The 24,508-nt window shown below is 62.9% G+C and carries 20 protein-coding genes; 8 read left to right on the forward strand and 12 right to left on the reverse strand.

The annotated features are described in order from the left end of the window. Positions 1-68: 68 nt before the first annotated feature. Positions 69-2,141: a bifunctional aldolase/short-chain dehydrogenase gene (locus GTW23_RS20775; protein ID WP_252917334.1), complete on the reverse strand. Its 2,073-nt coding sequence runs from the start codon at positions 2,139-2,141 to the stop codon at positions 69-71. 84 nt (positions 2,142-2,225) lie between these two features. Here GTW23_RS20775 and GTW23_RS20780 point away from each other — a divergent pair, with 84 nt between their 5' ends. Then, positions 2,226-3,197 carry a sugar-binding transcriptional regulator gene (locus tag GTW23_RS20780; RefSeq protein ID WP_252917335.1) on the forward strand — a complete coding sequence of 324 codons (972 nt, stop codon included), beginning with the start codon at positions 2,226-2,228 and terminating at the stop codon, positions 3,195-3,197. A 42-nt stretch (positions 3,198-3,239) separates the two neighbouring features. Here GTW23_RS20780 and mtnA read toward each other — a convergent pair whose 3' ends face one another. Continuing rightward, entirely contained in the window at positions 3,240-4,343 is a 1,104-nt protein-coding gene (mtnA, locus tag GTW23_RS20785) for an S-methyl-5-thioribose-1-phosphate isomerase (RefSeq protein ID WP_252917336.1), read from the reverse strand. A 2-nt stretch (positions 4,344-4,345) separates the two neighbouring features. Then, positions 4,346-5,614 (reverse strand): S-methyl-5-thioribose kinase, encoded by a 1,269-nt coding sequence (mtnK, locus tag GTW23_RS20790; RefSeq protein WP_252917337.1) that lies wholly within the window; start codon positions 5,612-5,614, stop codon positions 4,346-4,348. A gap of 117 nt (positions 5,615-5,731) precedes the next feature. Here mtnK and GTW23_RS20795 point away from each other — a divergent pair, with 117 nt between their 5' ends. From GTW23_RS20795 to GTW23_RS20805, 3 genes are read left to right on the forward strand one after another with little or no spacing between them, the layout of a single operon-like run. Then, positions 5,732-7,264 carry a sugar ABC transporter ATP-binding protein gene (locus GTW23_RS20795; protein WP_252917338.1) on the forward strand — a complete coding sequence of 511 codons (1,533 nt, stop codon included), beginning with the start codon at positions 5,732-5,734 and terminating at the stop codon, positions 7,262-7,264. Beyond that, positions 7,261-8,328, forward strand: coding sequence for an ABC transporter permease (locus GTW23_RS20800; RefSeq protein WP_252917339.1), 1,068 nt, complete (start codon positions 7,261-7,263; stop codon positions 8,326-8,328). The genes GTW23_RS20795 and GTW23_RS20800 overlap by 4 nt, the downstream gene beginning before the upstream one ends. 32 nt (positions 8,329-8,360) lie before the next feature. Beyond that, positions 8,361-9,416, forward strand: a complete 1,056-nt coding sequence (locus tag GTW23_RS20805) for a substrate-binding domain-containing protein (protein ID WP_152010002.1) — start codon at positions 8,361-8,363, stop codon at positions 9,414-9,416. A 213-nt stretch (positions 9,417-9,629) separates the two neighbouring features. Here the strand turns inward: GTW23_RS20805 and GTW23_RS20810 are convergent, their stop codons facing one another. The 9 genes from GTW23_RS20810 to GTW23_RS20850 form a co-directional block, all read right to left on the reverse strand. Further along, positions 9,630-10,760: a RuBisCO large subunit C-terminal-like domain-containing protein gene (locus GTW23_RS20810; protein ID WP_252917340.1), complete on the reverse strand. Its 1,131-nt coding sequence runs from the start codon at positions 10,758-10,760 to the stop codon at positions 9,630-9,632. Between the two features lie 2 nt (positions 10,761-10,762). Further along, on the reverse strand, positions 10,763-11,767 hold the full coding sequence (locus GTW23_RS20815) for a transketolase family protein (RefSeq protein ID WP_252917341.1): 1,005 nt from the start codon (positions 11,765-11,767) through the stop codon (positions 10,763-10,765). Next, positions 11,767-12,696 (reverse strand): transketolase, encoded by a 930-nt coding sequence (locus tag GTW23_RS20820; RefSeq protein WP_252917342.1) that lies wholly within the window; start codon positions 12,694-12,696, stop codon positions 11,767-11,769. The genes GTW23_RS20815 and GTW23_RS20820 overlap by 1 nt, the downstream gene beginning before the upstream one ends. A 163-nt stretch (positions 12,697-12,859) precedes the next feature. Further along, entirely contained in the window at positions 12,860-14,086 is a 1,227-nt protein-coding gene (locus GTW23_RS20825; protein WP_382266489.1) for an ABC transporter substrate-binding protein, read from the reverse strand. A gap of 23 nt (positions 14,087-14,109) precedes the next feature. After that, positions 14,110-15,156: a branched-chain amino acid ABC transporter permease gene (locus GTW23_RS20830; protein WP_152010006.1), complete on the reverse strand. Its 1,047-nt coding sequence runs from the start codon at positions 15,154-15,156 to the stop codon at positions 14,110-14,112. Positions 15,157-15,159: 3 nt separating this feature from the next. Continuing rightward, positions 15,160-16,035 carry a branched-chain amino acid ABC transporter permease gene (locus tag GTW23_RS20835; protein WP_152010007.1) on the reverse strand — a complete coding sequence of 292 codons (876 nt, stop codon included), beginning with the start codon at positions 16,033-16,035 and terminating at the stop codon, positions 15,160-15,162. 10 nt (positions 16,036-16,045) lie between these two features. Beyond that, positions 16,046-16,759 (reverse strand): ABC transporter ATP-binding protein, encoded by a 714-nt coding sequence (locus GTW23_RS20840; protein WP_152010008.1) that lies wholly within the window; start codon positions 16,757-16,759, stop codon positions 16,046-16,048. Beyond that, positions 16,756-17,550, reverse strand: coding sequence for an ABC transporter ATP-binding protein (locus GTW23_RS20845; protein ID WP_382266634.1), 795 nt, complete (start codon positions 17,548-17,550; stop codon positions 16,756-16,758). Before GTW23_RS20845 ends, GTW23_RS20840 begins: the two co-directional genes overlap by 4 nt. Further along, the gene (locus GTW23_RS20850; RefSeq protein ID WP_152010010.1) at positions 17,547-18,458 is read right to left on the reverse strand and encodes an IclR family transcriptional regulator; all 912 of its coding nucleotides are present in this window, start codon (positions 18,456-18,458) and stop codon (positions 17,547-17,549) included. The genes GTW23_RS20845 and GTW23_RS20850 overlap by 4 nt, the downstream gene beginning before the upstream one ends. Before the next feature lie 107 nt (positions 18,459-18,565). Here GTW23_RS20850 and GTW23_RS20855 point away from each other — a divergent pair, with 107 nt between their 5' ends. The 4 genes from GTW23_RS20855 to GTW23_RS20870 are packed head-to-tail and all read left to right on the forward strand — an operon-like array spanning position 18,566 to position 24,500. After that, on the forward strand, positions 18,566-19,486 hold the full coding sequence (locus GTW23_RS20855) for an alpha/beta fold hydrolase (RefSeq protein WP_252917343.1): 921 nt from the start codon (positions 18,566-18,568) through the stop codon (positions 19,484-19,486). Positions 19,487-19,507: 21 nt separating this feature from the next. Beyond that, a complete protein-coding gene (locus tag GTW23_RS20860; RefSeq protein WP_252917344.1) occupies positions 19,508-21,610 on the forward strand; it encodes a 3-hydroxyacyl-CoA dehydrogenase NAD-binding domain-containing protein in 2,103 nt (700 codons plus the stop codon). Continuing rightward, on the forward strand, positions 21,607-23,304 hold the full coding sequence (gene pimA, locus GTW23_RS20865) for a dicarboxylate--CoA ligase PimA (RefSeq protein WP_252917345.1): 1,698 nt from the start codon (positions 21,607-21,609) through the stop codon (positions 23,302-23,304). The genes GTW23_RS20860 and pimA overlap by 4 nt, the downstream gene beginning before the upstream one ends. A gap of 11 nt (positions 23,305-23,315) precedes the next feature. Beyond that, complete coding sequence (locus tag GTW23_RS20870) at positions 23,316-24,500, forward strand: acetyl-CoA C-acyltransferase (RefSeq protein WP_252917346.1); 1,185 nt, start codon at positions 23,316-23,318, stop codon at positions 24,498-24,500. The last annotated feature ends 8 nt before the right edge of the window (positions 24,501-24,508 follow it).

The following is a 24,508-nucleotide window of genomic DNA, read 5'->3' on the forward strand; positions in this document are numbered from 1 at the left end:
GAATGGCCTGGGCGGTTACCCGATCAACGCCGAACGCTCCACGCCAACCAGGCGCACCGGGGCTGAACTCAGCGCAGCGCCGCTTCGATGTTGCCGCCGTCCACGGTGACGACATGAGCCGTTGTCCGCTCGGACTTCGCGAGCGCCACAAATGCATCGCCGACATGATGCGCCTCGACCTCGGCCTTCAGCAGGTTGCCCGCCATGTAGTCGGAAGCGGAAACGCCCCTCGCCTCGGCGCGGGACCTGATGAAATCATCAGTCAGCAGGCCGGAGCGGATCCTGTCGGCATTGACGCCGTTGACCCTGACACCGGATCCACCAAGCTCCAGCGCCAGTTGCCGGACCAGGAAAAAGGTCGCGGCCTTGGGGAGCCCGTAGGCGCCAAAACCCTTGCCCGGATTGACCGCCTGCTTGGAGACGTTGAACAGCATCTGCCCGCCATGGCCTTGCGCGGCGAACACACTCGCAGCAGCCTTTGCCATGGCCAGGTGGGAGAAGAAATTGAGCTCGAAACTCGAGCGAAGTGTTTCGTCATCAAGGTCGAGAAGCATGCCCTGAATGGCGGCGCCGGCGTTGGAGACGAGCACGTCGAGGCCGCCGAAACGCCGCACGATCTCGCTGATTGCCTGCTCGGCTGCGCCTTTCTGTGTCAGGTCCGCAACCACAGCAAGACAGTTCGAACCGATGGAGGCCGCGGCGGCCTTGCAGGCTTCCGGGTTGAAATCGATCAGGGCAATCGCAGCCCCCTCGCGGGCGAAGGCTTTCGCGGCGGCGAGACCTATAGCGCCTGCCCCGCCGGTCACCGCAACGATCTGTCCGGCGAAGGGCTTGGCCGCGGCCTTTGACAGCTTGGCCTGCTCCAGCGACCAGTATTCCATGTCGAACAGATCATCCGGGCCGATCGGGCGAAAGCCGCCGGCTGCCTCGCCCTGGCTCATCACCTCGACGGTCTGTTCGGCGATATCTGCCGCGGCCGATGCGGCTGATGCATCCTTGCCGATGCCGGCAATGCCGACGCCCTCTATCCAGGCCACGCAGGGATGCGGCTCGAGCATGACCTTGCCGCCGCCGACGCGTTTGAATTGCGCGTCGAACATGGCGCGGTAGGCCTCGGCAAACTCCGCCACCTTCGCCTCGATGCCTTCACGTCCCCCGGCAAGATCATCCTTGCCAAGAACCAGCATGCGGCCCTTGGTGCGGATCACGTGATCGGGCGAGGCAACGCCGCGCTGCGCCAGATCTCCAAGATCGGTGCGGTGCAGAAATGCGTTTATTGCCTCGCCACCCCGAACGTCCATCACCACCGGTCGTGGTGATGTATTGTGGTGCTGGCCACGCAAATTTGCGATCGCACCACGCAGCACCGGAAGGTTGGAGGCCGCCGATACGGGGTCGGCAACCTGGCGGATCTTCTTGACGGTGCAATCGAACCTGCGGCCCTGGTTCTTCGCAGCAAACCACTCCTCGACCATGTTGGTGTGCTCGATCACCTTGTCATAGCTCTCCTTCGCCGTCGCACCGAAGGTGAAATGGCCGTGCTTGAGCAGGATCAGCCCTTCGCAGTCGGGATGGGCGTCGAAGGCTTCGGCGGCCTTCTTGGCGAGGGCAAAGCCGGGCATGATGTAGGGCACGACGGCCAACCGGTCGCCAAATATCTCGCGGATCGCCGCTTCGGCGTCCGGCAGGTTTGCCAGCGCCAGGAAGGCCGTGGCATGGGTATGATCGACAAAGGTGTGCGGCAGGAAGGCGTGCAGCAGGGTCTCGACCGACGGGTTGGGCGCAGCCGAGTCAAGCAGGTTGGAGCGCTGCATGTTGACCATGTCCTCATCGGACAGGGCATCGAGCTTGCGCATCTCAAGCAATGGCTCGAGCCGGACCCCGGGCAGGCCCGCCGCCTCGAGCGTGTCGAGATCCCAACCGCTGCCCTTGACGTGCAGCACTTTCTGCATCGCGCCGAACAGGTCCCGGCGCCCGGTCTTGACCGAGGTGTTGCCCCCGCCATGCATGACAAGATCGGGATCGGCGCCTATGATGCGGGAGGAATAGACCCTGAGCGCCAGCGTGCGGTCAGCCGGATCGGCGCCCGCCGCATCGACCCGCGCCTGGGCTTCCTTGTCATTCCACCTGTTTTGCCGCATTACCGTCTCCTGCCCATGTGAACGTGTCGCATTTGACAAAAGTCATTCTCTGTTGTCAAATGTATATATTGGTGATGGATCGAAATGCCTCAGAACTCAACCAGGCGCTCTACCAAACAGATCAGCGGCGAGGATATCGTCGTTGAAACCGCATGGCTTTACTATCATGACGGGCTCAACCAGAGCGAAATTGCCAACCGGCTCTTGGTCTCGCGCGCCACGGTGGTCAACTATCTGCAGGAAGCCCGCGAACGCGGTTACATCCACACCAAGCTCGCGCCCGAGGCTTTCAACACCCATCGCGCCGCGCTGGAATTGCGCGACCGGTTCGGTCTCAAGGCCGCCTATATCCTGCCCGACGGCACCGGCGGCCAGGACGATCACGCGAGCCGCATCATCCGCGGCGCTGCCGACTGGCTGCCAAGCCTGCTTGAACCGGGCGACCGGCTCGGCGTTGCCTGGGGCAAGACGATCTACGATGTCGCCGAGCGCTTGGAACAAACCACCATCGCCGACCTGACGGTGCTGCAGCTGGTCGGCTCGATGGCCACGCCTTATGGCTTTTCCGCCGATGTCTGTTCGTCCAACGTGGCGCGCAAATTCTCCGCCAAATGCATCAACCTGCATGTGCCCGCAATCCTGAGCACCGCTGAAATTGCCGCCACCCTCCGGGCGGAATCGCTCATCTCAAAGCAGCTCGACGCGATCAGCGACTGCAACAAGACGCTGTTCGCCGTGGGATCCTGCAAACCCGACAGCCATGTTGCGTCGAGCGGCGTCGCCACCCAGCAAGAGCTCGAAGACTATATCGCCAACGGCGCGGTCGGCGTGCTCTGCGGCCGGTTCATCGATGCCAAGGGCGACCCGGTCTCCGGCCCGCTCGATGACCGGATGATGGGGATCGAGCTCGAGGAGCTTCGGCACCGTGACATGGGAATCCTGGTCTCGGTCGGCGAAGAGCGGGTGCCGGCGGCCGTTGCCGCCATCAGGGGCGGATACGCCACCCACGTGGTCACCAACCAGAGCTGCGCCGCTGCGATGATGGAACTCGCCTGAGACGGCGGTCGCTAGATCCAGCAAACCTCAGGCGATCCCCAATCAGGCGGCGCTGCGGCGTTCGGGAAACAGACCCAGCAGTCCCTCGCGGCTGGCCTCAGTGACACCGCGCTCGGTGATCAGGCCGGTGACCAAGCGTGCCGGCGTCACGTCGAAGGCGGGATTGCCGCCGGGCGTGCCGTCCGGAGAAATCTGCACCGAGGTGACGCTGCCATCTTCCAGACGGCCAAAGACATGGGTGACCTCGCGGTCATCGCGTTCCTCGATCGGGATTTCGCGAACGCCGTCATCCACCGTCCAGTCGATGGTGCTCGAGGGAAGCGCGACATAGAACGGCACGTTGTTGTCATGGGCGGCGAGCGCCTTGAGATAGGTGCCGATCTTGTTGCAGACATCGCCGGAGGCCGTCGTCCGGTCTGTGCCGACGATGACCATGTCGACCTGGCCATGCTGCATCAGGTGCCCGCCGGCATTGTCGACAATGAGATGATGCGGGATGCCGTGGCTGTTCATTTCCCAGCTGGTGAGCTGGGCGCCCTGGTTGCGCGGACGGGTCTCGTCGACCCAGACATGGATCGGAATGCCTGCGGTTGCCGCGTGATACATCGGCGAGGTGGCCGTGCCCCAGTCCACCGTCGCCAGCCATCCGGCATTGCAGTGGGTGAGGATATTGACCGGCATGCCGGGTTTCTTGGTGGCGGCGATCTTCCGGACGATCTCCAGACCATGAACCCCGATCATGCGGTTGGTCTCGACATCGGCGTTGCAGATCTCTTCGGCTTTGCGGAAGGCGGCGGCCGGACGCTCGCTTTCGGGAAGAGACGAAAGAACACCGCGCATTTCATCGAGCGCCCAGCGCAGGTTGACCGCCGTCGGCCGGGTCTCGTGCAGCCGCTCCCAGGCATTGTCGAGTGCTTCATCTGAAGCGTTGCGCTGCGTCTCGATGGCGACGCCGTAGGCGGCGGTGGCGCCGATCAGCGGCGCACCGCGCACCCACATGTCCCGGATCGCGGTGGCGAATTCATCAAGCGTGTCGAGTGCGACCACCCGGAATTCGTGCGGCAGCCAGCGCTGATCGATGATCATGACCCTGGACTTTTCTCCATCGAACCAGATCGACCGGTAATGCGTATCGCCAACCTTCATTCCTATGCTCCCGTTTCAGCGCGCCGCGCCGCTGCCAGCACGGCATCCATGCCGGTCAGGCGGTTTCTGTTGATGACCAGGAATTGCCCCAGCTTGAGACACTTGGCCTCGCAGCGGGCCTTCAGATCCTCGTCCTCGATGGTGTCGAGTTCGGCCACATGGGCGAGGCCCAAGATACGGCGGTGCATCTCGATGCCGGCGAAGCCAACCAAATCACGGAAGATCTCGCCCAGCAGCTGCTCGGCAGCGCTCTCCGAGGCGAAATGATGTCCCTGGTCCTCGTAGAGCGCCTTCGGGTAGAGGATGCCGGTCCGTTCCGTACGCCACAGGCGCAGGAACTCCTCGCGGAACACCGACCAGGTTTCGTCAATGACCGAGAGGATCCAGTCCTGGAAATCGCGGCAGGCATCGGCGTCGGAGATATGGGCCGGCATGGCGTGGTAGGCCATCAGGTAATTGCCGATCAGCATGCCGATGTCGAAGCCGAACGGCCCGTAGAAGGCAAACTCGGGATCGATGATGCGCGACTGCTCGCCGGTGACCATGATCGAGCCGGCATGAAGATCGCCATGGCACATGGTTTCACCGCGCGAGGTGAATGCGCGCTTCATGTGCTGAACCTCGACCTTCAGCGCCTCGTCCCGGCGCAGGTCGGCGACAATGCCGTCAAGCTGCGGTGTGGTGTGCCGGTTCATCTCAGCATCGTAATAGGGATCGGTGAAGACCAACGACTCGGTAATATCGCACAGCTCGACATTTCCGGCGAAGAGAGCCGCGTCGGCTTTCTTGTCGCCCGCCGTCATTGACAAATCCGACCCGCGAAAGGCGGTGCGCGCAGCAAACAATCCCAAGGTCTGGCCCAACCCCGCAACCTTGCGCCCTTCCATGGTCTGCTGGCGCAAAATAATATGTGGCTGCAGGCGCTCCATGACGATGAGCGCCTGGCTTTCATCAAAATGCAGGACCTGGGGCACGCTGCCTGGATCCCGCGCCTCCTGGCGGATCAATGCATGATACTCGAAGAACGCGCGCTTGAGCGGCAGCGGCCAGCTGTCACCCACCAGGCGCACATAGGGAAGCGCCTGCTTGACGATGACACTGCCAGCGTCACCTTCCACGATGAAGACGAGATTGAGGTTGCCGTCGCCGACTTCCCGCACCGTCCAGGCATCGGCATTGCCGCCGACAGCCTGCTTCATGACGTCGAGTCCACCCAGGCGCTGGCCCAGGGTTTCCGGCGATAAAGGTTTGTAGTCGTTGCTCAAAACCATCCTCCCAAATGACAGTCAAGGCTGCGTATCGTGCAAGCCTAGTGCCCATTTCAATCATTTGTCAATACGTATTGACTTTTGTCATCGCTGCTGTTTTCATCATAGCGGGAGGACAGCATGAACGGAACTCTTTGCGATCTGCGGGGCGTGGACAAGTCGTTCGGGGACAACCGTGTCCTCAAGCAGCTTAACCTGTCGCTGCCCGCCGGATCGGTCACCGTGCTGATGGGCGCGAACGGCGCGGGCAAGTCCACCCTGGTCAAGATTCTGAGCGGCGTACACGCGCTCGATGCCGGCTCGATCACGCTGCTGGGCAAGGATTTCCGCCCGTCAACACCTTCAGAAGCCATCCGCGCCGGCGTCGTTACCGTGCACCAGAACATCAATGACGGGGTGATTCCTGATCTCGATGTCGCCTCCAACCTGCTGATCGACCAGCTCGCCGAGCCGGGCTACGGCTTCTTTCTCAAGCGCCGGCAGAATTATGCCGATGCCGAACGCATAGCCAGCCAGATGGGGCTTGCGCTCAATGTGCGCCAGTCGGTGGCAGAACTCGGCGTCGCCGACCGGCAGCTGATCGCCATTGCGCGGGCCATGGCGCATGATCCGCAGCTGCTCATTCTCGACGAGCCGACATCATCGCTCTCAGCCTCCGAAGCCGAACGCCTGTTCCTTCTCATCGAACGTCTTTCGGCCAAGGGCGTTGCCGTTCTCTACATTTCGCACCGGATGTCGGACATCCGCCGCATCGCCAACCGCATCGTGTCGATGCGCGACGGCGAGATTTCCGGGGTCTTCGAGGGCGAAGAGCTCGACTATGAAGGCGCGGTCAACGCCATGCTCGGCCACCGCATGACCGATGCCGACATCAGCATCGGCGCCCCCGGCAGACGGGTGCTGGAAATCACCGATCTCCGGCTGCTCTCCGGCAGCAAGCCGTTCGATTTCAACCTGAGCGAAAACGAGGTGGTTGCCGTTACCGGCCTGCTCGGCAGCGGCAAGAGCGCCTTCGCCCAGAGCCTGTTCGGACTTGGCCGCCCTGCCGGTGGACAGATCCGGATTGACGGCAAGGATTATGCGCCGGCGAATCCCAAGGCTGCGATAGCGCGGGGTGTGTTCATGTCAGCCAAGGACCGGGCCAACAATGCCGTGGTTGCCGATTTCGACATCACCCGCAACATCACCCTGCCCTTCCTGGCGCGCTACTCGAACCTGTCCTTCATCAAGCGCTCGGACGAGCGTAGCACCGCCAACGAGATGATCGAGGCGCTGTCGATCGTTTGCCAGGGCGAGACCGATTCGATCGGCACGCTGTCGGGCGGCAACCAGCAGAAGGTGATGCTGGCCAGGTGGCTTGCCGAGCAATGCCGGCTGCTGCTGCTCGACGAGCCTTTTCAGGGTGTCGACATTCGCGCCCGCCGCGATATCGGCCGCAAGATCCGCGAAACCGCGAAGAACCGGGCGACACTGGTGTTTGTCTCGGAACTCGACGAGGCGCTGGAAGTCGCCGACCGCATCATCGTCATGACCGAGCATTCGGTCGCGGCGGAATTCAGAAACGAGAACGTGGATCTCAACGAGATTCTCACCGCAGTAACCGGGGCCATGCCGTCAGATGCCGGCAGCGCCGCAAGGACAGCACACGCATGAGCATGAACCAGACCGAGACCTCAAGCGCGGGTTCGCGCGCGCCAAAACCGCAGCCCGGCTCCGGCGGGCTGATCGACATCGCCATCCGTTACGGCTTCCTGGCGCTTCTGGTCGGCCTGGTGATCTTCTTTTCGGTCTTCGCCAACGGTTTCGCCGGACCGCGCAGCGCGGTGTTCATCTTCCAGTCGGTGGCGATCACCGGCATCCTGGCGCTCGGCGTCACCTGCACGCTGGTGGTCGGCGGCTTCGACCTGTCGATCGGCTCAGTCGCCACCTCATCAATGATGCTGGCGGCCTACATGATGGTGGTGCTCGAACAGCCAGCCTTTGTCGCCATCATCGCCTGCCTGGCGATGGGTGCCTTCATTGGCCTGATCAACGGCCTGCTGATCGTCAAGACCAAGGTTCCGGATCTGCTGGCGACGCTCGGCATGATGTTCCTGCTGGTCGGCCTGCAGCGCATTCCGACCGAAGGCCGCTCGATTGCCATGGGTATGACACTGCCCGACGGCTCGACAGCGGAAGGCACGTTCTCGCCGCTGTTCCTGCAGCTTGGACGTCACCGGTTCGATTTTATGCTGGAAAACCTTTTGCCGGCTCCGGTGATATTCCTGGTGGTCATCGGCATCCTGGTCTGGGTGTTCCTCGAGCTCACCCGGCACGGCCGGCTGATGTATGCCATCGGATCGAACGAGCGGGCGGCGAGCCTGACGGGCACCAATGTCAACAACTACAAGATCCTTGCCTACATGATCTCGGGCGTTCTGGCATCGATCGGCGGCATGCTGCTTGCAGCCCGTCTCGGGCGTGGCGACATCGCCTCGGGCACCAATCTGCTGCTCGATGCGGTTGCCGCAGCCCTGATCGGCTTTGCGGTGCTGGGTGCTGCCAAGCCCAATGCCTTCGGCACCGCCATGGGCGCGCTGTTTGTGGGCATCCTGCTGCAGGGCCTGACGATGATGAACGCGCCCTACTACACGCAGGATTTCATCAAGGGCCTGGTGCTGGTCATCGCCCTTGTCTTCACCTTCTCGCTTTCGGCCCGGAAGGCCGGCGGCCACTAAGCAAGACCAATCATTTAACGGAGGAAAACAGCATGAAAATCATACGCAGAAAAGCCCTGGCCCTCTTTGCGGGCCTCGCCGCTGCAGCCGTCACCCTGCCCGCGAGCCTTGCAACGGCTGCAGACATGCCGGCGCCGCTCGACAACCCCGGCGATGTGAAGATCGCGCTGGTGCGCTATCTCTCCACCGGTGACTTCTTTCAGGCCTATCTGTCGGGCGTGGAAAAGCAGGCCGAAGCACTTGGCGTCGATCTCCGGGTCCTCGACAGCCGTCAGGACGCGGCCCTTCAGGCCGACATGGTCGACCAGGCAATTGCATTGGGCGTCGACGGGATCATCATCCAGCACGGCCTGACGGAATCGATGAAGGAAGCCGCCCAGCGCGCGGTGGACGCCGGCATCAAGGTCGTGGCCTTCGACGTCAATGTCGAAAACGACGCGATCCCGCAGATCGAGCAGTCGGATTACCTGCTCGGCAAGCTGGCGCTGGAACAGGCGATCAAGGACAACGGCACCGAATGGAAGGCCGGCTATGTCTACGTGCCCGGCATCGCTCCGCTCGACCGCCGTCACGTCGCATGGGAAGAGGTCAAGGCCGCCAATCCGGGTATCGTGGAAGCCGCCCAGATCGGCACGCTCGACAACCCGATCGCCAACTCGAACGCCAACCAGGCACGCTCGGTGCTGCAGGCAAACCCGGACATCTCGGTGTTCTTCGCTCCCTATGACGAATTCGCCAAGGGCGTGAAGATCGCGGTGGACGAAGCCGGCATGTCGCAGGACATCAAGATCTATTCCGCCGACGTCTCGACCGCCGACATCTCGGCGATGCGCGAGCCTGACAGCGCCTGGGCGGCAACCGTTGCGACCAACCCGGCAGTTGTCGGCGAAGTCTCGGTACGGGCTCTCGCCATCATGCTGACCGGCGGCGAACCCGGTGCCCAGGTGGTGGTGCCGCCAACCCTGATCACGCAGGACTTCCTCATCGAGAACGACATCAAGAACATGGAAGAACTCTCGGCCAAGATGCCGCAATTTGCCCATGCCGATGTCGCGATGACCGACTGGATGCCGCTGCCGGCACGCTGATCCAACATCCCTCCCAGGATGGAAAGGCCGCATCTCCGGATGCGGCCTTTTTTCTGCGCTCACATCGCTTCTTCAAGCCCTCGCCAAACCACACAGGTCAGCGGCTTTCGGCAAGGCCAAAGCCATTTCAGCAGGCTCTCCTTGCGGCAAAAAAATGGGGCCGGTCTTTCAACCGCGCCCCACAGTTTCCAGGACAGACCCCGGTTGTTTCAATCAGGCCGCTATGCTGTCGACGGCGTCGCGCATGGCGCGCACCGCCTCCCCGATCGCCTCGCCGGCGCGCAGCAGGCTGCCGCCGAGCAGGAAGACCACGTCCTCGCCATACATCGAGACCATGTCGCCTGCGCGCTCCACGCTCATGCCGCCGCCGGGGCTCGGCATCATCGGCCGGCCGATGCCGTCGGACGCGCGGCAGGCCTCTGCAATCGACAGGCATTCCTCGACGCTGAAGCCGAAGCGGCCGCCGACATTGGGGAACACCGAAATGTCGGATCCGGCCAGACGCTGGAACACGCCGTACATGATGGCGTGGGAAACACCGGTTTCAGGCGTCAGCACAAAGGGGCCGGTGAAACTCGGATGGGTCATGATCGGCAGATCGAAGGACGGATCGCGCGACAGCGCCTGCACCACGCCAAAGCCCATCAGGCCGGGCATCAGCAGCAGGCCACCGGCGCCCGCCTCCCTGGCCTGGAACGCCTCGTCCACAGGCGAACCGGTGTGGCCGGTCACGTTGACGAAATAGAGCGCCGAGCCGCCGGACCTGGCGTTGGCCTCGGCCACCGCGGCGCTCACCGCCTTCACACGTTCACCGAACGGGGCCATTGTCTGGTTGGCGAGGCCATGGTCGTCCTTGATGATGTCGGCGCCGCCGAGCGTGCAACGGTAGGCGATGTCGGCGAGTTGTCTGACGCTCGAACCCTGCGGCTTGATCACCGGCGAAATCAAGCCTCCCCTTCCGCGTCCCGATCGCGCGCGAACACCTTCGATGCCAAAGCGCGGGCCGGCAAAACGCTCGCGGATCACCCGGCCGGGCTCGAAGCCCGTCACGCGAATATTCTGCTGGATCGAGGAATTGCCGAAGATCACGTTGATCAGCTGGATGATCTCGTCGCCGGCGCTGTCGGGACTGTAGGAGATCTCCGCCTCATAGGTATTGCCGCCAAGATGCCTGACGCTTTCAATCTGGCCGACGATCTCGTCGCTTATGTAGCCCTTAGGCACGATGTCGCCAGGGATCTCGACCGTCTGCTCGAGCGCGATGCCAAGCGCCCGCTGGTCGGCATCCTGCGGATTGTCCGCCAGAAGCCGGTAGCGGACGCGGAAACGGCTGTCGTCCGCCATCCCTACAGCGCCTCCGCCTTGACGGCGGAATGAACCGCGTCGACCCGGGCGCTAGCAAGCGCTTCCTCGTCGATGCCGGTCGAGGCGCCGATGATGCGCTCGATGCCGCGCACCAGCGCACCGGCATCAAGCCCGTAATGCTTCATCAGGTAGGGCTTCGAGCCGCCATGGGCATAGGTGTCGTTGAGACCAAGCCGCACCAGCGGCTTGCCGACGCCGTTGTCGGCCATGATCTCGGCAACCAGAGAGCCGACTCCGCCGGTGATGACGTGGTTTTCGAGCACCACGACGCCCTTGGAGACCGAGCCGATATGATCGAGCAGCGCCTGCTCGTTGAACGGCTTGATGGTGTGGATGTGCAGATGCCGGATCGAGACACCGGCCCTGGACAGCGCGTCGCGGGCACGGAGTGCTTCTTCCGTGGCAATGCCGGAGGTGACCACCAGAACATCGGCGCCCAAGGAAAGTTCGCGCATTTCGCCGACCTTGATCGGGCTGTCGAACAGGCGCGGAACCGAGCCGCGCAGGACGCGGCAATAGACCGGACCGTCGATGGAATCGGCTGCCTCGCAGATGCTCTCGACCTCGGTGGCGTCGCCGGTTTCGAGGATCGACATGTTTGGGATCGACCGCATCACGGCAACATCCTCGATCGCCTGGTGGGTCATGCCGCCGGGCGTGGTTATGCCGGGCAGGAAGCCCATCAGGCGCACCTTGCGGCGCGGATAGGCGACCGAGGCCATGAGCTGGTCGTAGGGCCTGCGGTAGAGGAAGACGCCAAAGGAATGCAGGAACGGGCGGTAGCCAGCAAGGCCTAGCCCTCCGGCAAAGCTCATCATGTTCTGCTCGGCCATGCCCAGCGACAGGAACTGGCCCGGGTGGCGGTCGCGGAAGCCGTCGATCTCGCAGGACGAAGTCAGGTCGGCGGACAGGCACAGCACATCGGGATGCTTGACGGCGTAGGCCTCGAAGGCCGACGCATAGGGGCGATTGACCATCTCAACCATCAGTGCGTCTCCAGTTCAATCGGGTCGATACCAAGCTCGGCGGCGATGGAAGCATTCATTTCGGCGCGCTCCTCCTCGGACTTGAACCGCACATAATGCAGCCGCGGGAAGCGTTTCTGCAGGAAGCTCATGCCCTGTGTGGGCGAGGAGCGGGCCAGGATGATCAGCGGCTGGCCTTCGTGCGGCTCGTTCCTGGCCTGGCGCATGGCGTCGAGATCATGCGCATCGATCTCGACACAGACGGCACCAAAGGCGCGGAACTTGGCGGCGATGTCGCGGACTTCCATCACCGAATCCATGGCGCCGTCGCACTGCTGGTCGTTGACGTCCATCAGCGCCCAGAGATTGTCGATGCCGTGGTGGGCGGCTGCCTGCACCGCTTCCCAGGTCTGGCCCTCCTGGACCTCGCCATCGGACATGAAGACGCAGACCCCACCGCTTTCGCCGCGCCGCTTGCGGCCAAAGGCCAGGCCCGCGCCGGTCGACAGGCCGATGCCGAGGGTTCCGTTGTGGACCTCCATGCCGGGCGAATGCTCGGCGCCGATCATCTCGACCGACGAGCCGTCCTTGTTGAACATCTCAAGCCCTTCGGCATCCATCCGGCCGGTCTCGATCAAAGTCGCATAGGCCACCAGCGCGTAATGCGCGGGCGCAATGAACAGCCGGTCATACTGTGGCTCGAACGGGCCATTGTAGCCGGCGCCGGTGACATAATCCGGATTGTCGGCGGAGGGGACGCCGGCGAAAGGTCTGGGCACTGCCGGCAACACCGGCTCGCCCAGATTCAGGGCCTCGTTATAGAGGAACGCCAGTTGCTCGGCTGCCGAACAGGCCTGGCTGAGATAGCCGCCATTGTTACGCATCGAATGTTCGAACACCCGTCTGCGGATTCCCATGGCTATGTCTTCGGTCGAACGTTTGTTGCGCACATCTGCCTCCCTCATTCATGGCGACAATGTCGCGATAATAGACAAATGTCAACATTGATGGCAAATGTATAAATGGTGCGGTTCCGAGGGCGAAACCCAGAAATGGAAACGCCGGACACCACAGGGTGCCCGGCGTTTCGATCTTGCTCAGAAGAGCCTTGTATCAGCCGCCGACTTCGCCGGAGATGATGTCACCGAAGGTTTCCCAGCGCTCGCCGTTGAACTTCATCAACTGCATCTGCTCGATCGGGAAGTAGTCGGTCTCGGTCGTGTTCATCGTCATGCCGGGCAGGAACAGCGGCAGGGTGACGTCCTTCATGCTGGCAGCCTGCTTGAGCACGTTCTCGCGCGTCAGGTCATCACCCGCCTGATCAAGGATGTGCACCATGGTCTGCGCCACCGAATATCCGTAGGTGGTGAAGCTCGAGAGCTTGTCACCGTCCGGATAATACTTGTCCATGAAGGCGTTCCAGTCCTTGGCGCCCTGGTCGTCCGCCCACTGGGGATCCTGCATGTCCTTGAGATAGGCGGTGGAGATGAGACCGGTGGAAGCTTCCAGTCCGGCAGGCGTGAGAACCGCGCCCACCGAGTTGGAAACGTTGGCGACGATCTGGGTTGCATCCCAGCCAATCTCGTGGGCCTTCTTGATGCCCTGAGCGGCGAATTTCGGCGTCGCGAAACTGACAAAGACATTGGCGCCGGAAGCCTTCAACTTGACAACCTGCGAGTCCACGACCGGCTCGGCAACTTCGTAGGAAGCTTCGGCGACGACCATGTCGGCCTTGTCACCAAGCCCGGTCTTCAGACCATTGAGCAAGTCCTTGCCGAAATCGTCGTTCTGGAACATCACGGCGATCTTCGCATCGGGCATTTCGGAAGCGATCCAGCGACCATAGATGATGCCCTCGCTCTGGTAGTTGGGCTGCCAGCCCATCGTCCACGGGGCTTCTCCCGGATTGCCGAACTTGGTGGCTCCGGTGGCAACGAGAAGCTGCGGCACCTTCTTCATGTTCATGTACTTCTCGATCGCCGAGTTCGACGGCGTTCCGAGCGACTGGAAGATCAGCAGAACCTCGTCGCTCTCGACGAGCTTGCGTGCCTGCTCCACCGCCTTGGGCGGCGAGTAGCCATCATCATAGGACAGGAAATTGACCGTGCGTCCGTTGATGCCGCCTTCTTCATTGACCTTGTCGAAATAGGCGGAAATCGTCTTGGCGATGGTCGAGTAGGCCGAAGCCGGCCCGCTGTAGGGCGCAATGTTGCCGATCGTGATTTCCGTATCGGTCACGCCAGGCATGTCTGCCGCCTGGCTGAGTGCCGGAAGTGACAGCCCGGCGCTCAAGACAAGCCCCGCGCCCACAAATTTGAGCATGTTACGTCGTTTGTGCATGGTTTCCTCCCTTTAAGGTTGCACTACCTATTCATACTCCGCTTGGACAACGCTGTCAGCGCCGCCTTCAACAGGCCTCCCAGCCCGGTTGGTATTGCGTACATCATGAGGATCATGATGAGGCCGTAGACGGCGCCTGACAGGCCCTTGGACAGTTCCTCGGCGATATTGGGCACGAACATGATGAAGGCCCCGCCGAACAGCGCGCCGGGCAGCCAGCCGACGCCGCCGACCACAAGCCCAACGACAAGGGCCACGGAGAGCGTGAATGTAAATGAATCAGGCGAGATGTACTGGACAACGATGGCGCCGAGCGCACCGGCGACACCGGTGTAAAGCGCACTGACACCGAAGGCCAGGGATTTGAAAAGCGGCGTGTTCACGCCCATCGATCCCGCCGCAATCGGATTGTCGCGGATCGCCATCAGGGCGCGACCGGTCCGGCTGCCGACAAGATTCCTGGCGCAGACATAGGCCAGCAGACCGATGGCGAAAGTCAGGAAGTAAAGCCACTGATCAGGGTTGAGGGGCAACCCGAACGGCGCGTCAGGCTTGGAGATCACGATCCCCATGACACCGCTTGTCCAGTGCTCGAAAGGCGACAGCTTGAAGAGTTGCGGGGTGACGACGGCAAGCGCAAATGTCGCCAGCGCCAGATAGACACCTTCCAGACGCAACGCAGGCAGCCCGAACAGGAAGCCGACAACGAAGCAGATGATGCCGGCCACCGGCAGGGTCCACAGGTAGCCGATACCGAACTGGTCCATCATGATGGCGGCAGTATAGGCCCCGACGGCATAGAATGCGCCATGGCCCAGCGAGAACTGGCCGTTGATGCCGGTGAGGATATTGAGCCCGAGGATCGCGATCGCGTAGATCATCATCATCGTCAGCTGGAAGATCAGGAAGTTTCCGGACAGGAAGGGCGCGGCAATTCCGATCGCGAGCAGGATGACGCCGGCCGTCCGCATGATCTTCGCGTTGCTTGTGGCCGCGGCGGGTTGAGGCAGGCTCACACCCTGCTTGGCCGGAGCCTGGCCGTCGGCGGTGGTCGTGGTGTTTGCGGACATCTATCAGACCCTCTGTACGACGGTGCGGCCAAACAGGCCTGTGGGCTTGAACACCAGAACGGTGACGATCAGGAACAGCGCGATCGGCAATTTCAGTTCGCCACCGATCTCCGGGATGTAGGTGCCGGCGAGGTTCTCGATGATACCGACCATGAAGCCGCCAAAAACAGCACCGGTCGGGCTGGTCAACCCGCCAAGCACCGCGCCTGCAAAGCCGTAGAGCAGGATCGACAGCATCATGTTGGGTTCAAGAAAGACGATGGGCGCTATCAGAATGCCGGCGACAGCGCCAATCGCCGCCGCCATGCCCCAGCCGAGCGCGATCATCCAGCCGACCCGGATACCGACCAGGCGGGCCGATGCGGGATTTTCGGCGGCGGCGCGCATGGCGAGGCCGACCCGTGTGTACTGGAAAAACAGGAACAGCATCACAAGCACTGTCATGGTGACCGCGATCATGCCGATCTGGTGATTGCTGATCAGGCCGCCGAACTGCGAGCCTTCCCCGAAGGGGCTCGGGAACGGCTTGATGGTGAAGTCCCAGATGAACCCGGCAAGGCTGTTGATGATGGCAAAGAGGCCGATGAAGACGACGATGTGGCTGAGCACCGGGGCGTCTCCGAGAGGCCGGATCACGAGCCGCTCGATGGCGACGCCGCCAGCAAAGGAAACGACCACTGTCAGCGGAATCACCAGCCAGTAGGGCACGCCCCAGGCCAGCATCTGCCAGGCGATGAAGGTGGAGAACATCGCCATTTCGCCCTGGGCAAAATTGAGGTGGTGAATGGCCTGATAGATCATTACCACGGCGAGTGCCATGCAGGCATAGATTCCGCCGGTGGCGATGCCGGTGATCAGTTGCTGTGCGAGAAGCTCCATCGTTTCCCCCTCAATAGCCGAGATAGGCGGCGCGGATTGTTTCGTTGTCGCGGATTTCCGCGGCGGTACCCGACATCACGATGCCGCCGGTTTCAAGGACGAAGGCGGTGTCGGCCAGTTCGAGAACCACACCGGCGTTCTGCTCGACGATCAGCATGGCGACATCCTCCTCCTCGTTGACCTTGCGCAGGATCGAGAACATTTCCTGGACGATCATCGGGGCCAGACCAAAGGAGGGCTCGTCCAGAAGCATCAGGCGCGGCCGGAGCATCAGCGCCCGGGCGATAGCCAGCATCTGCTGCTCGCCGCCTGACAGGGTGCCTGCCTGCTGGGCGCGGCGTTCGCGAAGCCGCGGAAACCAGTGATAGACCTGCTCCATGTCACGCGCGATCTCGGCCCGGGAGCTGCGCGTCATGGCCCCGCATTCGAGGTTTTCTTCGGTGGTCAGGCCGGTAAAGGTGCCGCGGCCCTCGGGAACATGCGCCACACCCATGCGGACGATTTCCTCGGTCGCCTTGCTGCCGATATCATTGCCGTCATAGCGGATGGTGCCGGATCGCTTGATCATGCCACACAGGGCACGGAGCGTCGTGGTCTTGCCGGCGCCATTGGCACCCAGAAGCGTCGAGATACCGCCCTTCTCGACGGAGAAATCAAGACCGTGCAAGACCCGGAAATCGCCATAGGAGGCGTGAAGGCCGGTGACTTCGAGTAACTTGCTCATTCGGACTGGCCTCCCAGATATGCGGCAATCACGTCAGGATTTTGCTGAACCTCGGCCGGCGTGCCCTCGGCAATCTTGCGGCCGAAGCTGAGGACAACGACCTTGTCCGATATCGACATCACCAGGCCCATGTGATGTTCGACCAGCAGGACGGTGACACCGCGATCATCGCGGATGTGCTGGATGAGGCGGCCAAGCTCGCCCACCTCGTCATGATTGAGACCGCCGGCCGGTTCGTCGAGCAACAGCACGCCGGGACGGGCGGCAAGCGCGCGGGCAATCTCAACCCGCTTGCGGGTTCCGAACGGCAAGCCGTCCACCGGAAGATCTGCGACGCTGCCCAGTTCGAGATACTCGATCAGTTCGCTGACAGTGGCGTCGACCTCGGCCTCCTGGCGGCGAACCCAAGGCAGGCGCAGCGCATCGGAGAAGAAATCGCTGCGGCTGTTGGCATGGGCGCCGACGCGGATATTGTCACGCACGGACATGCGCTGGAACAGCGCCACATTCTGGAACGAGCGGCCGATGCCGACCGCTGGCATCTCGTGCGCTTTCTTTGCCAAGACCGATTTGCCATCATAGAGAATGTCACCCGATGCCGGGGTGTAAAGCCGGCTGAGGCAGTTGAACAGCGTGGTCTTGCCCGCTCCATTGGGGCCGATCAGACCCAGAATCTGCCCCTTGTGCAGCTCGAAGGCGATGCCGTCCAGCGCCACGATTCCGCCAAATCGCACGACGACGTCGCGCACGGCAAGTTGGGGTGGCGAACTGACGGGTTGAGCTTGCATCAGGGACCTCCATGCTCCGGTCTGTTTTCATGCATGCCAGCAGTTCGTGCCGCGGGCATCCAGTTGTGATCCGGCCGAAGCGGCCGTTTTCCGTTCAGGGCATCATCGACAACGCGGACGAGTGACGCCATCACCGGACCGACCTCGTTGTAGAGGCGTTCAGGCGGGAAATGATGGGGTGGCGCACCGCAATTGAAGGCGTAGGTTCCCGATCCGTCGGCAGCGACCAGGGGCGCGCCTGCGGCGTAGATGTCGGGCCGCCACTCACCGGTGGAAACGACAAAGCCGAACTGCTCGTAATCAGCCATGGCCTTGTCCATGGTCTTGCGCATCAGCATGCCCTTTTCGGGATGCTTCTCGACGGCGGCGAGCACATGCTCCTCGCGTTCCGCTTCGGGCAAGGTGACGAGCAGCGCGCGGCCCATGGCGGTTTCGACCAGCGGGATGCGCGAACCGATTTCGAGCTGCACGGTAAATGTCGCGGAGCCGCGAGAAATTCCGACGTAAAGTGCCTTGTTGCGATCGAGCACACCAAGCGCAACCGGCGCCGCAAGCACTTCCGCGGCCTGGTCCATGAAGTCGCGGGCGACGTGACGAATGCCGAGATTGGCGAGCGCCGCATAACCCAGCGTGATGGTGCCGGGAGCAAGCTGGTATTTGCCGAGCCTCGGGATCTGCATCAGATAGCCGAGTTCGCACAGCGTATAAGTAAGGCGGGTCACGGTCGGCTTGGGCAGTCCGGTGCGCTCCGCAATCTCCTGATTGCTCAGAAATCCGTCGCGTGGATGGAAGCAGCGCAGCACTTCAAGCCCCCGCGCAAGCGCGGTCACGAACTTGCGGTTGCCGTCGTGGCCAAGGCTCGATTTTTCAGCGACAACGCCGTCAGCGTTGCCACGTGCATTGGCTGTCATGCAGCCGCTCCTCCCTTTGTTGACAAACAATCCATCACATTCTAGCAGAGAGGTCAAATAATAAAATTGAATTTCGCACTGCGAAACTGGGAGGTTGTTTGCGGACGATGGAGGAGGCCAGATCCGTACATGAAACGACCGGCGGGAGCCCTGAAACGGCCCTGCCCGAGTGGTCGAGCCATGCCGCCTTCAGGCCGGTGGCCGAGCTGGACCGCGCTGCACGCCGGACAGAGGTCGCAACCGACGAAGGCTTTGCGGTCTGGCGCGAATGGGGCTCGGGCCCGGCGCTGGTGATGCTGCATGGCGGCGCCGGATCGTGGAGCCATTTCTTCCGTCAGATCAGCTTCCTTGCACAGGATTACCGGGTGATTGTGCCAGACCTTCCGGGTTTTGGCGATTCGGCCGATTGCAACCGCGACGCTGATCCGCACCGGATGGCCCGCATTCTTGTCGCCGGGATCGACCGGCTGATCGGGGCCGAGCGGTTCTACCAGGTCGGGTTCTCCTATGGCGGCATCATCGGCAGCTTCGTGTCACGCCTGGTCGGGCCGAGGATTGGCGGCTTCGTGATCGTCGGCGGTGTCGGCTTCGAGGCGCGGCGGCATGATGTGACGCTGTCGAGCTGGCGTCACATTCCGGATGCCGGGCAGCGCCGCGCCATCCACAGGGACAATTTGCTGGCAATCATGATCGCCGACCCGGCGCGGATCGATGATACGGCCATCCTGATCCAGCAATCCAATGCCGAGCGTTCGCGTCACGACACCCGCCCGACAGCCCGGACCAAGCCGCTGACCGCAAATCTCGATGCAAGCCGGGTCCCGCTGGCGACCATCTGGGGCGGCCACGACCAGCTCGCCGCGCCCTATTTTGAGGAACGTCGCGCATGGCTTCTGGTGCGCGATCCGGAAGCATCGTTCAAGCTTGTTGACGATGCCGGTCACTGGGTTCAGTACGAAGCCGCAGACGCGTTCAATGCGGCATTGACAGATTGCCTCCGCTCGTTTGCACAACGGGCGGACAAATGAATTCATTTCTGGGAGGAAAACATGGCTGGTGATGTAACTTACTCGGTGGACGGGGCTGTCGCGGTGGTCACGATCAACAATCCACCGGTGAATGCCTTCGGCTTTGATGTCAGGCACGGCGTGATCGAGGCCATGAACCGGGCCGAGGCCGATCCGGACGTCACCTGCGTCGTGCTGACCGGCGGCGGCCGGACCTTCAGCGGCGGCGCCGACATCACCGAGTTCGGCAAGACGCCGCGCGAACCGTCGCTGCCCGACGTCAACACGCGCTGCGAAACCATGAGCAAGCCGGTGGTCGCGGCGATCCACGGCTTTGCCTTCGGCGGCGGGCTTGAGGTCTCCTTGTCCTGCCATGGCCGGATCGCCACCGCGGACGCCAAGCTGGCGCTTCCCGAAGTCAAGCTCGGCCTGATCCCCGGCGCCGGCGGGACCCAGCGGCTGCCGCGGCTGATCGGGCCCGAAGCAGCTCTCGACGTGATTGTGCCGGGCAACCCGGTTGGCGCCAAGAAGGCGCTTGAGGTCGGCATTCTCGACCGCGTCGCGGGCGAAGACCTTCTGGCCGATGCCAAGGCCTTTGCGCTTGAACTTGCGGCAGCGGACGAAAAACCCTCGGCGCTGCGCGACCGCGAAGACAGGCTTGAAGCCGCGCGCCGCGACCCTTCGGCGCTTGATGCTCACGCCGCGACCCTGACCAAGAAAGCCCGCGGGCTCGAAGCTCCGCTTGCCTGTGTCCGCGCCGTGCGCATGGCGCTCGACACGCCGTTCGACGAGGCGCTGGCCAAGGAACGCGAAATCTTCATCGAGCTGATGAACGGCGACCAGTCGAAGGCGCAGCGGCACCTGTTCTTTGCAGAGCGGGAGGCCAACAAGATCCCGGGCATCGACCGCGACGTGCGGCCGCGCAAGGTCAGCAAGGCCGCGGTGATAGGCGCCGGCACGATGGGCGGCGGCATCGCCATGGCGCTTGCCAATGGCGGCGTCCCGGTGACCATCCTGGAAATGAACCAGGAAGCGATCGACCGCGGCATGGCGGTGATCCAGCGCAATTACGACACCTCGGTCAAGCGCGGCTCGATCTCCGCCGAGGAGCGCGACCGGCGGCTGGGGCGGCTGAGCACTACGACGGACTACAACGACATTGCCGATGCCGATCTGGTCATCGAGGCGGTGTTCGAGGAGATGTCGGTCAAGAAGGTGGTGTTCGGCAAGCTTGACGAGGTGATGAAGCCCGGCGCCATCCTCGCGTCCAACACCTCTTATCTCGATGTCGACGACATTGCCCAGATGACCAAGCGTCCGGCGGACGTGCTGGGGATGCATTTCTTCTCCCCGGCCAACGTGATGAAACTGCTCGAGATCGTGCGTGGCAAGGAGACTTCGCCGGACGTGATCGCCACCGCGCTGGCGCTGGGCAAGCAGATCGGCAAGGTGCCGGTGGTCGTCGGCGTCTGCCACGGCTTTGTCGGCAACCGCATGCTGTCGTCACGCTCGGCGGAGAACGAATCGCTGCTGCTGGAAGGCGCCTCGCCGGCCGACGTCGACAAGGCGTTCCTCGATTTCGGCTTCTCGATGGGGCCGTTCGCGATGGGCGATCTCGCAGGTCTCGATATCGGCTGGCGGACCCGCAAGTCGCTTGGCCAGACCGCTGCGATCGGTGACGCGCTCTGCGAAGCGGGACGTTTCGGCCAGAAGACCGGCAAGGGATTTTACAGCTACGAGGACGGGCCGCGCGATGCGAAGCCCGATCCCTGGGTCGACGCGCTGATTGCGGAAAAGGCCAAGGAACTCGGCGTCAACCGGCGCAACATCAGCGCAGACGAGATCGTTGAGCGGACGATCTACCCGATGATCAACGAGGGCGCCAGGATCCTCGAAGAAGGTATCGCGCTCCGGCCGTCCGACATCGACATCGTCTGGATCAACGGCTACGCCTTCCCGATCGGCAAGGGCGGGCCGATGTTCTGGGCGGAGCAGGCTGGCCTTGAGCACATCGTCGAGCGGCTTGAATTCTGGCATGGCAAGACCGGCAATCCGGTGTTCGAACCTGCGGCACTGTTGCGCAAGGCGGCGAAGGAAGGCAGTTCGCTGGCATCCGCGATGGCCGGCAAGGACGATGTCGCATGACCGCCGGGCGGCATGCCTGGGAGGCTTCCTACCCGGACAACATGCGGTGGAATGCCCCGATCGTGACAGGCAGCCTTCCGGCGCTGCTTGAAGCCGCCGTTGCGGAATGTCCCGAGCGGAGCCTGCTGGAGTTTCGCGGCTGGTCGATGAGCTACAGCCAACTGCGCGATGAAGCGGAAGCCTTCGCCGCGGCGCTGCTGGCGGCGGGCCTTGCTAAGGACCAGACCGTGGCGCTGTTCCTGCCGAACACGCCCTGGCATCCGGTTGCCTTTTTCGGAACGTTGAAATCCTGCGCGCGGCTGGCGCATCTGTCGCCGCTGGATGCGCCGCGCGAACTGGCGCACAAGCTCACTGATTCAGGCGCGCGCACCATCGTGACGACCAATATCGGGGGCATGCTCGCAGGCGCGATCAAGTTGATGGAGGCGGGTCTCGCCGACCGGGTCATCGTTGGAGACGACAGCCGATTCGGGGGCGACAATCCGGCGCGGGAAGAGATCCCCGCGCGCGATGACGTGATCCGGTTCGACGCATTCTGCGCGAGCGGAGCAGCGCCCGGCGCATGGCCGGCAATCCGCGAAGACGATATCGCCTTGCTACAGTACACGGGCGGGACGACCGGACCGGCAAAGGGGGCGATGCTGACCCATGCCAACCTGACCGCGGCGGTCTCGAGCTACGACATCTGGTTCGAAGCACTCTACGGCGATCCGGAAGAGGGTGAGAAGGTTCTTTGCGTTCTGCCGCTGTTTCATATCTACGCGCTGACCACGATCCTGCTTCTGGGGATCAGGCGACGGGCCGAGATCGTGCTGCACATGCGGTTCGATGCGACCCAGGTGCTCAACGACATCCAGGCCAAGAAGATCACCACGTTCCCCGGCGTGCCGACGATGTGGATCGCGCTGGCCAATCACCCGGACCTGATGAAGACCGACCTCTCCTCGCTTGTGCGCTGCTCTTCCGGTGGCGCGCCGCTGCCGGTGGAAGTCGGTCAGCGGTTCGAAGGCCTGACCGGCCAGCGGCTCGCCGGCGGATGGGGCATGACCGAAACCTCGCCGGCAGGCACCAACCTGCTGCCGTTCGGCGAAGCCAAGCCCGGATCAATCGGCATGCCCTTGCCCGGCGTCGAATTGCAAGTGGTCGATCTCGACGATCCGCACCGGATCTTGGCCGTCGGCGAAGTCGGCGAACTCCGGGTGCGCGGCAAGAACGTGACGGCGGGCTACTGGAACAAGCCGGAAGAAAACAAGGTCGCGTTTGCCGACGGTTTCTTCCTCACCGGCGATGTTGGCTACATGGCGCCAGACGGCTATTTCTATATCGTCGACCGCAAGAAGGACATGATCATCTCGGGCGGCTTCAACGTCTATCCGCAGATGATCGAACAGGCGATCTACGAGCACCCGGCGGTGGGCGAATGCATCGTGCTGGGCATTGCGGACGAGTATCGCGGCGAGGCTGCGAAGGCTTTCGTCACGCTCAAACCGGGTGCCGAGCCGTTCTCGCTCGAAGAGCTGGTCACGTTTCTGCAGGACCGCCTCGGACGTCACGAACTGCCCGCGGCGCTGGAATTCCGGGACGAACTTCCCAAGACATCGGTCGGCAAGCTGTCGCGCAAGGAACTGCGCGACCTCGAAAGAGAAAAAGCCACACCCGGCCAGGCAGCCAAATCATCAGACACTCCAAAGTGAAGGAAACCGCAATGCAGGATGCAGTCATCGTATCAACCGCCCGCACACCGATCGGCAAGGCCTATCGCGGCGGACTGAACGACACCGACGGCGCCACACTCGGCGCACACGCGATCAAGCATGCCGTCGAGCGTGCGGGCATCGAGCCCGGCGAGGTCGAAGACGTGATCATGGGCTGCGCCCTGCAGCAGGGCGCCACCGGCGGCAATGTCGCCCGCCAGGCGCTGGTGCGTGCCGGCCTTCCCGTCACGGTCTCGGGATCGACGATCGACCGGCAGTGTTCGTCGGGACTGCAGGCCATTGCAGTGGCCTCGCGCTCGATCCAGCTCGACGGTGTGCCGATCGCCATTGGCGGCGGGCTTGAATCGGTCAGCCTGGTGCAGAACGAGCACATGAACAATTTCCATCGCCAGGACCGCTGGCTGATGCAAAACAAGCCCGACATCTACATGCCGATGATCGATACCGCCGAGACCGTCGGCAAGCGCTACGGCATCAGCCGTGAGGCACAGGATATCTATGCGCTCGAAAGCCAGAGGCGGACGGCTGCGGCAATGGAGGCGGGCCGATTCGACGCGGAGATCGTGCCGATCACCACGACGATGGGCGTGATGAACAAGGAGACCAAGGAAGTCTCCTACAAGGAAGTGACGATCGCCGCCGATGAAGGTCCGCGGCCGCAGACGACACTTGAAGGACTGGCCGGCCTTACGCCGGTGCGCGGCGAAGGCGCGCTGATTACCGCCGGCAACGCCAGCCAGCTGTCGGACGGGGCTTCGGCCTGCGTTGTGATGAACGCCAAGCTCGCCGAAAAACGCGGGCTGCAACCGCTTGGCGCACTTCGCGGTTTCGCCGTCGCCGGCACCGAGCCCGACGAGATGGGCATCGGCCCGGTCTTCGCCATTCCGCGGCTGCTCGAGCGCAACGGCCTGAAGATCGACGATATCGGCATCTGGGAACTCAACGAGGCCTTTGCCGTCCAGGTGATCTACTGCCGCGACAAGCTCGGCATCGATCCCGACAAGCTCAACGTCAACGGCGGCAGCATTGCGGTGGGTCATCCCTACGGCATGACCGGTGCCCGGCTTTCCGGCCACGTGCTGATTGAAGGCAAGCGCCGGGGTGCCAAATACGGTGTTGTGACAATGTGCGTTGGCGGCGGCATGGGTGCTGCCGGCCTTTTCGAAATCTTTTGAGGACGTTG

Origin of the sequence: Parahoeflea alexandrii (assembly GCF_024105735.1) — a bacterium.
Lineage (GTDB): Bacteria > Pseudomonadota > Alphaproteobacteria > Rhizobiales > Rhizobiaceae > Hoeflea > Hoeflea alexandrii.

What these genes read in the sequence shown, in the direction of transcription:
- GTW23_RS20775 (WP_252917334.1), bottom strand. Translation starts at nt 2,141, where the DNA reads ATGCGGCAAAACAGGTGGAATGACAAGGAAGCCCAGGCGCGGGTCGAT.
- GTW23_RS20780 (WP_252917335.1), top strand. Translation starts at nt 2,226, where the DNA reads ATGCCTCAGAACTCAACCAGGCGCTCTACCAAACAGATCAGCGGCGAG.
- mtnA (WP_252917336.1), bottom strand. Translation starts at nt 4,343, where the DNA reads ATGAAGGTTGGCGATACGCATTACCGGTCGATCTGGTTCGATGGAGAA.
- mtnK (WP_252917337.1), bottom strand. Translation starts at nt 5,614, where the DNA reads ATGGTTTTGAGCAACGACTACAAACCTTTATCGCCGGAAACCCTGGGC.
- GTW23_RS20795 (WP_252917338.1), top strand. Translation starts at nt 5,732, where the DNA reads ATGAACGGAACTCTTTGCGATCTGCGGGGCGTGGACAAGTCGTTCGGG.
- GTW23_RS20800 (WP_252917339.1), top strand. Translation starts at nt 7,261, where the DNA reads ATGAGCATGAACCAGACCGAGACCTCAAGCGCGGGTTCGCGCGCGCCA.
- GTW23_RS20805 (WP_152010002.1), top strand. Translation starts at nt 8,361, where the DNA reads ATGAAAATCATACGCAGAAAAGCCCTGGCCCTCTTTGCGGGCCTCGCC.
- GTW23_RS20810 (WP_252917340.1), bottom strand. Translation starts at nt 10,760, where the DNA reads ATGGCGGACGACAGCCGTTTCCGCGTCCGCTACCGGCTTCTGGCGGAC.
- GTW23_RS20815 (WP_252917341.1), bottom strand. Translation starts at nt 11,767, where the DNA reads ATGGTTGAGATGGTCAATCGCCCCTATGCGTCGGCCTTCGAGGCCTAC.
- GTW23_RS20825 (WP_382266489.1), bottom strand. Translation starts at nt 14,086, where the DNA reads ATGCACAAACGACGTAACATGCTCAAATTTGTGGGCGCGGGGCTTGTC.
- GTW23_RS20830 (WP_152010006.1), bottom strand. Translation starts at nt 15,156, where the DNA reads ATGTCCGCAAACACCACGACCACCGCCGACGGCCAGGCTCCGGCCAAG.
- GTW23_RS20835 (WP_152010007.1), bottom strand. Translation starts at nt 16,035, where the DNA reads ATGGAGCTTCTCGCACAGCAACTGATCACCGGCATCGCCACCGGCGGA.
- GTW23_RS20840 (WP_152010008.1), bottom strand. Translation starts at nt 16,759, where the DNA reads ATGAGCAAGTTACTCGAAGTCACCGGCCTTCACGCCTCCTATGGCGAT.
- GTW23_RS20850 (WP_152010010.1), bottom strand. Translation starts at nt 18,458, where the DNA reads ATGACAGCCAATGCACGTGGCAACGCTGACGGCGTTGTCGCTGAAAAA.
- GTW23_RS20855 (WP_252917343.1), top strand. Translation starts at nt 18,566, where the DNA reads ATGGAGGAGGCCAGATCCGTACATGAAACGACCGGCGGGAGCCCTGAA.
- GTW23_RS20860 (WP_252917344.1), top strand. Translation starts at nt 19,508, where the DNA reads ATGGCTGGTGATGTAACTTACTCGGTGGACGGGGCTGTCGCGGTGGTC.
- pimA (WP_252917345.1), top strand. Translation starts at nt 21,607, where the DNA reads ATGACCGCCGGGCGGCATGCCTGGGAGGCTTCCTACCCGGACAACATG.
- GTW23_RS20870 (WP_252917346.1), top strand. Translation starts at nt 23,316, where the DNA reads ATGCAGGATGCAGTCATCGTATCAACCGCCCGCACACCGATCGGCAAG.